This window comes from Dactylosporangium sp. NPDC049742, assembly GCF_040674675.1.
In the GTDB taxonomy this organism is placed as follows: Bacteria; Actinomycetota; Actinomycetes; order Mycobacteriales; family Micromonosporaceae; genus Dactylosporangium; species Dactylosporangium maewongense.
Genome location: NZ_JBFANF010000042.1, coordinates 1 through 11,864, shown reverse-complemented (window position 1 = coordinate 11,864; position 11,864 = coordinate 1). Strand labels below are relative to the sequence as shown.

At 73.9% G+C, this 11,864-nt stretch carries 11 protein-coding genes; 6 read left to right on the top strand and 5 right to left on the bottom strand.

Annotated features, from left to right (window positions below):
* Positions 1-101 precede the first annotated feature (101 nt).
* From AB0J72_RS38330 to AB0J72_RS38320, 3 genes are all read left to right on the top strand, one after another.
* Positions 102-1,943: an anthranilate synthase family protein gene (locus AB0J72_RS38330; RefSeq protein ID WP_363408048.1), complete on the top strand. Its 1,842-nt coding sequence runs from the start codon at positions 102-104 to the stop codon at positions 1,941-1,943.
* Between the two features lie 172 nt (positions 1,944-2,115).
* On the top strand, positions 2,116-2,919 hold the full coding sequence (locus AB0J72_RS38325; RefSeq protein WP_363408275.1) for a YhjD/YihY/BrkB family envelope integrity protein: 804 nt from the start codon (positions 2,116-2,118) through the stop codon (positions 2,917-2,919).
* A gap of 71 nt (positions 2,920-2,990) precedes the next feature.
* On the top strand, positions 2,991-4,136 hold the full coding sequence (locus AB0J72_RS38320; RefSeq protein WP_363408045.1) for an MFS transporter: 1,146 nt from the start codon (positions 2,991-2,993) through the stop codon (positions 4,134-4,136).
* Positions 4,137-4,353: 217 nt separating this feature from the next.
* Here the strand turns inward: AB0J72_RS38320 and AB0J72_RS38315 are convergent, their stop codons facing one another.
* The 5 genes from AB0J72_RS38315 to AB0J72_RS38295 all read right to left on the bottom strand — a co-directional run bounded on the left by AB0J72_RS38315 (position 4,354) and on the right by AB0J72_RS38295 (position 9,589).
* The gene (locus tag AB0J72_RS38315) at positions 4,354-5,643 is read right to left on the bottom strand and encodes a methyl-accepting chemotaxis protein (RefSeq protein WP_363408042.1); all 1,290 of its coding nucleotides are present in this window, start codon (positions 5,641-5,643) and stop codon (positions 4,354-4,356) included.
* Between the two features lie 130 nt (positions 5,644-5,773).
* Entirely contained in the window at positions 5,774-6,700 is a 927-nt protein-coding gene (locus AB0J72_RS38310; protein WP_363408039.1) for a sugar kinase, read from the bottom strand.
* Positions 6,701-6,743: 43 nt separating this feature from the next.
* Entirely contained in the window at positions 6,744-7,457 is a 714-nt protein-coding gene (locus tag AB0J72_RS38305) for an SDR family oxidoreductase (RefSeq protein ID WP_363408036.1), read from the bottom strand.
* Positions 7,458-7,497: 40 nt separating this feature from the next.
* Positions 7,498-8,406 (bottom strand): dihydrodipicolinate synthase family protein, encoded by a 909-nt coding sequence (locus AB0J72_RS38300; protein WP_363408033.1) that lies wholly within the window; start codon positions 8,404-8,406, stop codon positions 7,498-7,500.
* Between the two features lie 52 nt (positions 8,407-8,458).
* Complete coding sequence (locus AB0J72_RS38295; RefSeq protein ID WP_363408030.1) at positions 8,459-9,589, bottom strand: mandelate racemase/muconate lactonizing enzyme family protein; 1,131 nt, start codon at positions 9,587-9,589, stop codon at positions 8,459-8,461.
* A 100-nt stretch (positions 9,590-9,689) separates the two neighbouring features.
* On the opposite strand from AB0J72_RS38295, the gene AB0J72_RS38290 reads away from it, so the two are divergent.
* The 3 genes from AB0J72_RS38290 to AB0J72_RS38280 all read left to right on the top strand — a co-directional run.
* Positions 9,690-10,493 carry an IclR family transcriptional regulator gene (locus AB0J72_RS38290; protein WP_363408027.1) on the top strand — a complete coding sequence of 268 codons (804 nt, stop codon included), beginning with the start codon at positions 9,690-9,692 and terminating at the stop codon, positions 10,491-10,493.
* Complete coding sequence (locus tag AB0J72_RS38285) at positions 10,490-11,356, top strand: sugar ABC transporter permease (RefSeq protein ID WP_363408024.1); 867 nt, start codon at positions 10,490-10,492, stop codon at positions 11,354-11,356. The genes AB0J72_RS38290 and AB0J72_RS38285 overlap by 4 nt, the downstream gene beginning before the upstream one ends.
* Positions 11,353-11,864: carbohydrate ABC transporter permease (locus AB0J72_RS38280; protein WP_363408021.1), on the top strand; the 512-nt coding region annotated here is incomplete at its 3' end. The genes AB0J72_RS38285 and AB0J72_RS38280, both read left to right, overlap by 4 nt.

Sequence of the window (11,864 nt, the reverse complement as noted above, 5' to 3'; positions counted from 1 at the left end):
CACATCCGCGGCCGCCGATCCGGCGGTCGCTTTTTTTCGTTCCCTTCCTCGAAGGGGCCGGCCGCCCGGACCGCCGGCCAGACCTGAGAGGGACGACCCGCATGCTGCCCGACCTGAACCGCCCGTTCGCCCTGCTGCGCCGCGAAGGCCGCGACGTCGTCGAGGTGCTCGCCGGCACCGTCGAGACCGTCGAGTCGCTCGCCGACATCCCGTCCGAGTCCCTCTCGCTCGTGCCGTTCCGGCAGGTCCGTGAGCGGGGCTTCGAATGCGTCGACGACGGCACGCCCCTGTCCGTGCTGCGCATCTCCTCCCGCTCGTCGTGCCCGGTGTCCGACTTCCTCGCCGTGCTGCCGGCCGGGCCGGTGTCGCTGCGCGACGGCGCGTTCGACGTGTCCGACGACGAGTACGCCTCCATCGTCTCCGAGGTGCTCCGCGACGAGATCGGCCGCGGCGAGGGCTCCAACTTCGTCATCCACCGCGTCTTCACCGCCGGCGTCGACGGTGACCCGGTCGCCGCCGCCCTCGCCGTGTACCGGCGGCTGCTGGAACGCGAGCGCGGCGCGTACTGGACGTTCCTCGTGCACACCGGTGAGCGCACGCTCGTCGGCGCCACCCCGGAGCGGCACGTCAGCGTCGAGGACGGCCTGGTCATGATGAACCCGATCAGCGGCACGTTCCGGCACCCGGGCGGCGTGCCCGACAAGGAGGCGGTGCTGCGGTTCCTCGCCGACCGCAAGGAGATCGACGAGCTGTCCATGGTCCTGGACGAGGAGCTCAAGATGATGGCGACCGTCGCGACCGAGGGCGGGCAGGTCATCGGCCCGTACCTGAAGGAGATGGCGCACCTCGTCCACACGGAGTACCTCCTCGCCGGCCGCAGCGCACTGGACGTGCGGGACGTGCTGCGGGAGACGATGTTCGCGCCGACCGTCGTCGGCAGCCCGATCGAGAACGCGTGCCGGGTCGTCGCCCGCCACGAGCGCCGCGGCCGCGGCTACTACGGCGCCGTGCTCGCCCTCATCGGCACCGACGAGGCCGGCCGGCAGACCCTGGACGCGCCGATCCTCATCCGCACCGCCGAGATCTCGTCTGCCGGGCGCCTGCGGGTGCCGGTCGGCGCCACCCTCGTGCGGCACTCGACCCCCGAGGGGGAGGTGCGCGAGACCCACACGAAGGCCGCCGGCGTGCTGACCGCGCTCGGCCTGGGCACGGCCCCGGCCTCCGGTCCCGTCCCGGCCGCGCCGCTGCTCGCCGCCGACCCGGCCGTGCAGGGCGCCCTCGTCGCCCGCAACGCCACCCTCGCGCCGTTCTGGCTGCAGGACCACCACACGCGGTCGCTCGCGACGCCCGCGCTCGCCGGCCGGCGGGTCCTCATCGTCGACGCGGAGGACACCTTCACCGGCATGCTGCACCACCAGTTGCGGATCCTCGGCCTGGACGTCGTCCTGGAGAAGTACACGGCGGTCACCACGCTGGACGGCTACGACCTCGTCGTGCTCGGCCCCGGCCCGGGCGACCCGCGGCGCGTCGAGGAGCCGAAGATGGCGGCCATGCGGGCCGTCGCCGAGCAGCTGCTCGACTCCGGCACGCCGACGCTGGCCGTGTGCCTCGGCCACCAGCTGCTGTCGGGCCTGCTGGGCCTGCCCCTGCGCCGCAAGGCCAACCCGTACCAGGGCATGCAGCGCGACATCGTGTTCTTCGGCCGCCCCACGACGGTCGGCTTCTACTCCACCTTCACCGCCACGCACCCGCACGACCGTTTCAGCAGCGCCTACGGTGAGGTGGAGCTGTCCCGCGACCCGGCCAACGGCGACGTCCACGCGCTGCGCGGCCCCACCTTCGCCGGCGTCCAGTTCCACCCCGAGTCGGTCCTGAGCTACGACGGCATCGACCTGCTGCGCGGCCTGCTCACCACCCTCCTGCCGGCGCCCGCCGTGTCGTAGGCGTGCCGTCTCCCGTGCCGGCGCCCGCCGTGTCGTAGGCGTGCCGTCTCCCGTGCCGGCGGCCCCGGGCTTCTCCCGGACGCCGCCGGCCCGGTCTCCTTCTTCCGGCGGTGTCCGGTGCGGCGCGCCGGCGTGTGTCGCGGGGGTCCGCGGTGGGTACCGGGCGGTCGTGATGCGTGCGGTGCGGGTGGTCCTGCGGTTCTTCCGCGGCCGGGACCTCAACCTGCACGCGGGCGCCGTCACGTTCTACGGCGCCGTCGCCGTCGTGCCCGTCGCGCTGCTCACCATCAGGCTCGCCGGGCTCATCGCCGGCACCGGCCGGATCCGCGAGCTGGCCGGGCCGGTCATCGCCGCCATGCCCGGCCGCCTCGGCGCCGACCGCGCCACCGCCGTGCTCGTCGACGCCGGGCTCGGCATGTCGTGGCCGCTGACCCTGATCGCGCTCGTCCCCGCCACCTGGTACGGCGAAGGCCTCCGCCGCGCGTTCGTCTCCCTCACCGAGTCCGGCTCGCCCGCGGGCTGGCGCGGGCGGCTGCTCATCCTGCCCGTCCTCGCCGCCGCGCCGGCGCTGCTGCTCGGCCTCCTCCTCGTGCTGCCCGGCGCCGCACGTCGCCTGCAGGACGGCGGGTGGTCGAGTGTGACGGCGGTCGTCGTGTCGTTCCTCGCCACCTGGCTCGCGCTGAGCCCGGCGTTCGTCATGGTGTACCGCTGGTGCGCCCCACCGAGCCCCGCCTGGGTGCCGACGGTCGTGGTCGGCTCGTTCACGGCGGCGAACGTCTCGGGCTTCGCGCACGGGTTCGTGCTGTTCTGGTCGCTGCCCCTCGACCTCGGCGCGCCCTTCGGCGGCCTGGACGCGGTCGGCGCGACCGTCGCCGTGCTGCTGTGGCTGTACCTGTTCCACCTGCTGACACTCATCGGATACGGCGCGACCCTCCAGGCGGCCCGCTGGTGGGCCTTGCGCTCCGCCGCCCCGTGAACGATGCTTCCGAGGAATTCTCACCATTGGGGGCCGGAATGCGGGACCGCCGGGCAAGACTCAGCGTCGCGGTGGCGTACCTGGTCCAGGGCTTCTGCTTCGCCGCCCTGCTGACCCAGGTCGGCGTGCTGCAGGAGAAGTTCGGCTTCTCCGACGGCGAGCTCTCCCTGGTCCTGCTCGCCGTCCCGGTCGTCGCCGGCGTCGGCAGCGTCCTCGCCGGCCTGCTGTCCGCCCGCTTCGGCAGCTCGCCCGTGCTGCGCGCCGGCGGCCCCGGCGTCGCCCTCGCGATCACCGCCGTCGGCCTCGCCGGCCAGGCCTGGCAGCTGTACGCCGCCCTCGCCTTCGTCGGCCTCATGCTCGGGTTCGTCGACGCCACCATGAACATGCAGGGCGTCAGCGTCGAGCGCCGCTACGGCCGCCCCGTCCTCAACTCGTTCCACGCCGTGTGGAGCGTCGGCGCCATCCTCGGCGCGCTCGCCACCGCCGGCACGTCCCGCCTGGGCTGGTCGATCGGCGCGTCCCTCGCCGCCGTCGCGGCCGTCGGCGCGCTGCTGGCCCTCGCCGCGGGCCCCTGGCAGCTGCGCCGCGCGGAAGAGGTCGCGGACGTGCCACCGGGTGCCGACACCGCCGTCCCGTGGCGCCCCGTCATCCTCGTCGGCATCGCGATGATGCTCATGTTCATCGCCGACTCCGCCGTCTCCAACTGGAGCACGGTCTTCCTCGACCACGCGTTCTCTGCCAGCACCAGCGTCGCCGCCCTCGGCCTCGCCGCCTACCAGGCCACCATGCTCGTCGGCCGCACCGCCGGCGACCTCATCGTGCGCCGCTTCGGCCCCGTCGGCGTCGTCGCCGTCGGGGGCGTGGTCGGCGGCCTGGGCCTGGGCCTCGTCGCCGCCTCACAGTCGGCGGCGATGGGCATCGCCGGCTTCGCCGTCGTCGGCATCGGCCTGTCGCTGGTCGTCCCCCAGTCCTTCTCCGCCGCCGGCCGCCTCGACCCGGCCGGGACCGGCGTCGCGATCGCCCGCGTCAACCTGTTCAACTACGTCGGCTTCGTCGTCGGCGCCGGCCTGATCGGCGCGGTCGCGGAGAGCGCGTCCCTGCGCCTGGCCTTCGTCGTGCCGGCGGTCCTCGCCGCGGGCATCGTCGCCCTGGCCCCGGCCTTCCGCACGAAGGCACCCGTCTCCGCCGCCGCGGTCCCGGCCCCGGTCGCCAACTGACCGGCCTCCCGCTTCTGGCCTCCCGCTTCCGGCCTCCCGCTTCCGGCCTCCCGCTTCCGGCCTCCCGCTTCCGGGCGCCCGCTTTCGGGCTCCTGTTTCCGCGCCCGCTCGGTTGTCGTGGTGCTGCACCGGCGCTGCGCTCCTCGCGCGTGCCGTGATCCGGTAAAGGTTGTGCGGTCGTGAGGTGCACACCGTCAGGTCGTGTGGACCTGCGGCGTCAGGGCTGCTGGGCGGTGGCGCTGACCTTCTCCGCGGCGGCCGCGACCGAGCCGCGGGTGGTGGCCGCGAGGCTCGTCTGCTCGTGCAGCGACGCCTCGACCTCGCGCTGGGCGGCGGCGACCGAGCCGAGCCGGTCCGCGACCCCGCCGACCGCGTTCGCTGCCGCGAGCGCGCCGGCGGTGACCTGGCCGACGGTCGTCTCGATCCGGCCGGTCGCGGCGGCGGTCTGCGCGGCGAGGTCCTTGACCTCGTTGGCGACCACGCCGAAGCCCTTCCCGGCCTCGCCGGCGCGGGCGGCCTCGATCGTCGCGTTCAGGGCGAGCAGCTTCGTCTGGTCCGCGACCGCCTGGATGAGGCCGGCGACGGTGGCGATGTCGGCGATCGCGGTCTCCAGCTCGCCGATGACGGTGCGCGCGCGGTTGGAGTCGTTGAGCGCCGCCTCGACGTCGGTGACGGCGTCGCGTACGGCGCCGGTCATCCCCGCCAGCTTCTGCTCGAACGACTCCATCGCCGCGCCGGCCTCGGCGCCGAGCCGCACACCGGCGTCGGCGACGTCGGCGAGGACGGTCTCGAGGCGCCGGCCGAGGCGTTCGCTGTGCGCGACCTGCTCCGCGGCGTTGCTCGCGGCCGCCTCCTCGCGCCGGGTGGCGTCGTCGGCGGCGGCCCGCAGCGCCGACTGGTTCTCCGCGGCGACGCGCGCCCGCTCGGCGTCGACCTCGGCCTCCGCGTTGGCGGCGAACCTCCAGTACACCAGCTGCGTCAGGCACATCGCGAGGACGAACCCGGCGTGCATCAGCACGAACAGGATCGGGTGGTCGCGCGCCTGCGGGCTGCTGAAGAGCATGTCCGGCATGGTCGCGGCGACGAGGAGGTGGTGCGCCGCGACCAGCAGGACGGCGACCAGCAGCGTGACCCAGTCCTGGTACAGGCTGACCAGCCCGACCACCACGAAGAAGTGGAAGTGCAGGTCGGTGAGGCCGTTGCCGGCGTGCACGAGCGCCGCGGCGGCGAGCACGAGACCCGTCGAGACGGCGACCGCCGCGCCGCGCCTGCTGCGGGCGACGCCGGCGGCGACCGCGCAGATCAGCACGCCCGCGTTCGCCGACCAGACGAGCCACCCGCCGTCGTGGGCGTGCTCGCCGACGACGGTGTGCCCGTTGACGAGGCTGAGGACGACGAGCACGGGCAGGTGCAGCGCCAGCACCAGCCGGAGCGCCCGGTGCCGCGACTGGAAGGCCGCGTCGCTGAGGCGGACCTTCGGCATGAGCCAGGCGAGCACTCCGGGCATGACGTGTGACGCTCCCTCTGGACGGCCGACCCCTGTGGTCCTCGTGGGGGACCCAACCATCCATCGGCCTCCCGGCGCGGATCTGAAGGTCGTTCGCCAGGAGGATGATTCCTGCCGCCGGGTGCAAGGGTCATCCGGCCTCGGCGAGCATCGCCGCGACCTCGGCGGGAGCCGGCAGCCCCTCGGTGTCGCCGGCCAACGCGACCACCCTGGCCGCGAACCGGGTGCCCAGCAGCGCCGCGCCGCGCGGCCCGGTCCCGGCGAGGCGGGCGGCGAGGTAGGCGCCCGCGAACGCGTCCCCGGCCCCGACGGGGTCGACCACCCGGACCGCCGCGGACGGCAGGTGCGCCGGCGTGTCACCGCCGTCGTGCCAGCAGCCGTCGGCGCCGGCCTTCAGCACCACCTCCCGCACGCCGGCGGCCCTGGCCCGCGCGAAGACCTCCCCGGGGTCGTCCGTGCCGAAGAGCGGCACCGCCTCGTCCATCCCGAGGAGGAGGTACGCCGTCAGCGGCAGCAACGCGGTCACGACACCGGCCGCGTCCAGCCCGGGCCGCAGGTTCGGGTCGACGGCGACGGGTATGCCCCGCGCGTGCGCCTCGCGGGCCAGCCGCAGCACCGCCCGGCGCGGCCCGTCGCCGAGCGCGGCGGTCAGCCCGGACACCGCGACCAGGTCGGGCCCGGCGGCCAGGGCCCGGTCGGCGTCGGCCTCGTCGAGGGCGGACGCCGCCGAACCGGCCCGGTAGTAGTGGACCCGCCGCGCACCGTCGGGCCGGACGTCCTTCACGAACACGCCCGTCGGCCGGATGCCGTCGACGGCGACGAGACCGGCGGCGACGCCGAGCCCCTCCGCGGCCGCCACGACCCGCCGCCCGAACGGGTCGTCGCCGACCCGGCTGCAGAACGCCGCCCGCGCCCCGGCCCTGGCCGCCGCGGCGAGCAGGTTCAGCTCGGCGCCGGCCACGTGCACCGACGCCGTCGCGCACTCCTCCAGAGGGAGGAGGTCGGCGGGCTGGAAGAGCACCATCGCCTCGCCGAGCCCGACGATCAGCCCGCTCACCCGAACCACCTCCCGCGAGCGCCCGCACCCCGGACGACGGCGGTCACGGGAGCCACCTCGCGCGGAGGTCGGGGCGCAGGAACGCGGCCGGGGAGGCGATCGACAGGCCGCCGTCGACGGGAAGGCAGGCGCCCGTGACGAACCCGGCGGCCGGTGACGCCAGGAACGCCACCGCGGACGCCACCTCCTCGGGGCGGCCGACGCGGCGCAGCGGGTAGCCCTCGGCGGCGGCGGGGAGGTCGTCGCCGCCGATGAGACCCGGCGCGACCGCGTTGACGCGGATGCCGCGCGGGCCGTACTCGAGGGCGAGCTGGCGGACCAGGCCGTCCAGGCCCGCCTTCGCCGCGGCGTACGAGGGCAGGCCGGGGGCGGCGAGGAAGCTGTTCACGGAGGTGACCGCGACGATGCTGCCGCCGGAAGGCAGGTGCGGCAGCGCCGCCCGGCAGGCGTAGAAGGCGCCCGAGAGCGTCACGTCGATCGCGGCGCGCCACTGGTCGTCGGTCTGGGTCTCGGCGGGGGCGACCGGCATGACCGCGGCGGCGAGGACGAGCACGTCGAGCCGGCCGAGCAGGTCCACGGCGCGGCCGACCACCTCCGCCGCGCCGCCGGGGGTGGAGCAGTCGGCCGCCCAGCTCGCCTCGAACGCCGGATCCGCGGTGGTGTCCAGGGCGGCGCCCGCGACCCGGTCGCCGGCGAAGGCCCGCCCGATCGCGAGCCCGATCGGCGACGTCGCCCCGATGACCAGCACGCCCCTCACCGGGCGCTCCCTGGCAGGCGGTGGCCGTCCGGGACGCCGCTCACCGGGCCGGCCCTGACAGGCCGAGGTCGTCCAGGATCACGTCCAGTGCGGCCAGGGTCGCCGGGTCGGCGTCCACGGCGGGCGCGCGGACCGTCGTGGAGTCGATGACGCCCCGCCGGTGCAGCACGTGCTTGTGGATCGACCACGCGATCCCCGGCTGCAGCCCGAAGCGGATCAGCGGCAGCAGCCGGTTGAACCCCTCCCGCGCCTCCCGGAGCGACCCCGCCTGGTACGCGCGGAGGACCGGGACGAGCAGGTCCGGGAACTCGCTCGCGGGCATCGTGCCGACGGCGCCGCGGGCGTACTCCTCCAGGACGAACAGCGCGTTCTGGCCACCGAGGACGAGGAAGTCGGCGGCGGTCGCGTCGATGACGGCGCCGACCTTCGGGGCGGTCGGCTGGGTCTCGACCTTCACCGAGTCGACGCCGTCGAGCTTCGACAACTCCACGATGAGCGGCACGGGCAGGTTGACGCCGGTGGAGGCGGGCGCGTCCTGCACCATCACCGAGAGCCCGCCGGCCGCGGCCACCGCACCGTAGAAGTCGACGATCTGGGCCGGGGACGGCTTCACCATGAACGGCGGGATCAGCATCGCCACGCTGGCACCGGCGTCCGCCGCGGCCCGGCACTGGTCGATCGCGTCGCCGGTGCCGGTCGCCGACACGCCGGCGACGATCGGCAGGGCCGGGCCCAGCGCGGCCCGCACCACGGCGAGCACGGCGGCCCGCTCGGCCGTGGTCAGCGTGAAGCCCTCGCTGGCGAAGCCGAACACGGCCACGCCGTCCACGCCCGCGGCGGCGGAGAACTCGACGAGCCGGCGCAGGCTGGACGTGTCCAGGGAGCCGTCGGGGTGGAACGGGGTGGCGAGCACGGGAATCAGCCCGCGCACATCAGTGGAGCGGCTCACGACGCCGCCTGCGGCGTCGTCGTCGCGAGCTGAGTCTGTGCTTGCTGGCCACTCATTGGTCCTCCAGAAGGGCGGTGATGTCGACGTCGACGCCGAGGCCCGGCGCGGTCGGCAGGTGGAACGACCCGGGTCCGCCGGTCAGCGGCCGGGTGAGGATGCGGTTGGCGACGGGGAACGGGCCGGGCTGGAACTCGAAGACCGGCATCGCCTCGATCGCGGCGGCGACGTGGATGCCGGCGGCGAGGACGACGCCGAGCCCGACGGAGTGGTGCGGCGCCACCGGCACGTGGTGCACGGAGGCGATCTCCGCGATGGCCATGGCCTCGGTGATGCCGGTGCGGCCGACGTCGGGCTGCGCGAGGTCGAGGGCCCGCTCCTGCAGCCACAGCTTGAACTCGAACCGGTTGCGCAGCGTCTCGCCGACGGCGACGGGGGTGACGAGCGCGGCGGCGAGCTCCTGGTGGCCGTCGACGTCCTCGGGCGCGAGGGGCGCCTCCAGGAACCAGGCGCCGCGCGCGTCGAGGGCCTTGCCGAGGCGCAGCGCGTCGGCGAGGTCGTAGGCCCAGTGCGCGTCGACGGCGACCCGCATCCCGGTCGCGGCGACCGCGTCGAAGGTGGCCAGGTCCTCCTCCACCCCACGGCCGAGGTGGAGCTTCACCGAGCTTGCACCCTGTGCAAGCCAGTTGCGGGCGAGCTCGGCCCGCTCGGCGTCGGTCGCGACCGGGAGGCCCGAGACGTAGGTCGGCACGGTGTCGCGGTACGCCCCGCCGAGCAGCGCGTGCACGGGCAGCCCCGCCGCCTTGCCGGCCAGGTCCCACAGGGCGATGTCCACCGCCGCCAGGGCGTCCGCCTGGTGGCCGACGAGGTGGCCGCGCTCCCGCATGAGGCCGGTGAGCCTGCTCCACATCGGCCGGACCCGCCGCGGGTCCTGCTTCAGCAGCGCGGGCGCCAGCAGCCGGTCGACGATGGCCTGCACGATCTCGGGCCCCACGGGTGCGAGCGCCTCGCCCCAGCCCACCGTGCCGTCGTCGCAGGTGATCCTGACGAGGAGCGTCTCGTAACGATCCGAGTACAGGCTGCGCCACGGCGGCCGGAGGTAATAGTCGGATTCTTCGGGATTCGAGCGCGTGGCGGCGCCCAGGTAGACGTCCTCCCCGCGCAGCTTGAGCGGGAAGGTCGTCACGTCAACGATCCTCACGGGGCACCCCCGCTGTGCGGTTGACCACTTGCAGCATGCGGGATATCTTGCCGTATCACGCAAGCAACTTCCAGAGAGGGTCCTGATGGCTTCGGATGTCGGAAGCAACCAGAGCGTCGAGCGGGCGCTGACGGTGCTGCGGGTCTTCACGGCCGGCCGCTCCGAGCTGCGCGTCTCCGACGTCGCCAAACTCGCAGACCTTGGACTCTCCACCGCGTCGCGCCTGCTCGCAACCCTGGAGGCGGCCGGCTTCGTCGACCGCGACCCGGTCAGCGGGCTCTACCGGCTCGGACTGGACACGGTCAGCCTCGGTGGCGCCGTGCTCAACAGCCACCCCGTGCACCGCGAGGCGCGGCAGATCGCCCAGAACCTGGCGGCCGACCTGGGCCTCGGCGTCAACGTCGCGGTCCGCCGCGACGCCAGCCTCTTCTACCTGCTCAACTTCGAGGGCCGGCAGGCGCCGCGGTCGTTCGTGCTCGCCGGCCAGCGCAACCCGCTGCACGCCACGGGCCTGGGCAAGTCGCTGCTGACCGGCCTCACCCCGGTCGAGCGGCGCGGGCTGCTGCCGCCGAGCACCCTGGTCGCCTACACCCCCCGCACGATCACCACCCACGAGAAGCTCGACGCCGAGCTCGAGCTGACCTCCGCCCGCGGCTACGGCTCCGAGCTGGAGGAGCTGGCGCTGGGCCGCGCCTGCGTCGCCGCCCCGATCCGCGACGGCGCCGGCACTGTCGTCGCCGCGCTGTCGGTGTCGGGCCCGCTCTCCGCAATCGACTTGCAGAGCCGCGAGGTCGCGCTGTCCCGGATGGTCATCGAGGCGGCCGACTCGATCAGCATCGGCCTCGGCTATGTCGGGCCGGCGCACCACCCGAGCGCGGTGTCGCTGTGAAGGACCGGACGTTCGGGTTCCTGCTGACCCTGCCGGCGCTCGCGCTGCTCGGCGCGGTCGTGCTGTATCCGCTGATCGGGTCCCTGTCCACCAGCCTGTTCAACCAGAGCCTGGTGCTGCCGGGCCGCTCCTTCGCCGGCTTCGACAACTTCGCCGAGGTGCTGGAGCGCAACTTCTGGCCGGTCCTGGAGCACACGGTCGTCTTCACCGTCGGCGCGACCGTCGTGCCCGTCGTCATCGGCTTCGCCCTCGCCCTGGCGCTCAACACGCGACTGCGCGGCAGGGCGGTGCTGCGCGGGTTGTTCCTGATGCCCTGGGTCATTCCCGGCGTCGTCGTGTCGTTCGTCTGGATGTGGATCTTCAACGCCAACTACGGCCTGCTCAACGGGCTGCTCGTCCAGCTGCACCTGATCGACGAGCCGATCGTCTGGCTCGGCAGCCCCGGCACCGCGATGGCCGCCGTCATCGTGGCCAAGAGCTGGGCGAGCTTCCCCTGGATCATGGTGATGCTGCTCGCCGGGCTGCAGACCGTCCCGGCGGCGCTGCACGAGGCCGCGGCACTCGACGGCGCCGGGGCGGTCAACCGCTTCTGGCACGTGACGCTGCCGCACCTGCGCGGGATCCTCGGCATCGTCGTGCTGCTCGAGGTGATCTGGAACGTGCAGCACTTCGACATGATCTACGTGCTCACCAACGGCGGGCCGGCGGGCTCCACCACGACGTTCGCGGTCGCCGTGTACGACACCGCGTTCAAGGCCTTCGACCTCGGCAAGGCCAGCGCCCTCGGCGCGCTGTGGCTGGTGCTGATCCTGGCTCTCGTCGTGGTCTACGTGCGGGTGTCCGAGCGGGGTGAGCCGGCATGAGCGCACCGACGCTGGTCAAGGAATCGCCGGTGGTCGTCCCGCCGAAGGACCTGGTCCGCAAGCGCCGTGCGGGCCGGCTGTTCGGCCCTGCCACCACGGTCGCACTGATCGGCATCTTCGCGTTCGGCCCCGTGTACTGGGTGCTCGTCACCGCGCTCACCCCGACGCACGACGTGTTCCGGTTCCCGCCGCACTTCGTTCCCGACCGGATCACGGTCGAGCACTTCACCGCGATCCTCGACAACGCGAAGCTGCTGCGGTACCTCACCAACAGCCTGATCGTGTCGACCGTGACCGCCGTGCTCACGGTCATCGTCGCCGCCTACACCGGCTACTCCTTCGCCAAGTTCCGCTACCGCGGCCGCCGCTCCCTCATGTACCTCGTCCTGGCCTCCCAGATGTTCCCCCAGGCGCTGCTGCTCATCACCCTCTACCTCGTCTTCAGCCAGGTCGGACTGATCAACTCCTACCTCGCCCTCATCCTGTCCTTCACCACCTTCACCCTCCC

What these genes read in the sequence shown, in the direction of transcription:
- AB0J72_RS38325 (WP_363408275.1), top strand. Translation starts at nt 2,116, where the DNA reads ATGCGTGCGGTGCGGGTGGTCCTGCGGTTCTTCCGCGGCCGGGACCTC.
- AB0J72_RS38330 (WP_363408048.1), top strand. Translation starts at nt 102, where the DNA reads ATGCTGCCCGACCTGAACCGCCCGTTCGCCCTGCTGCGCCGCGAAGGC.
- AB0J72_RS38290 (WP_363408027.1), top strand. Translation starts at nt 9,690, where the DNA reads ATGGCTTCGGATGTCGGAAGCAACCAGAGCGTCGAGCGGGCGCTGACG.
- AB0J72_RS38315 (WP_363408042.1), bottom strand. Translation starts at nt 5,643, where the DNA reads ATGCCCGGAGTGCTCGCCTGGCTCATGCCGAAGGTCCGCCTCAGCGAC.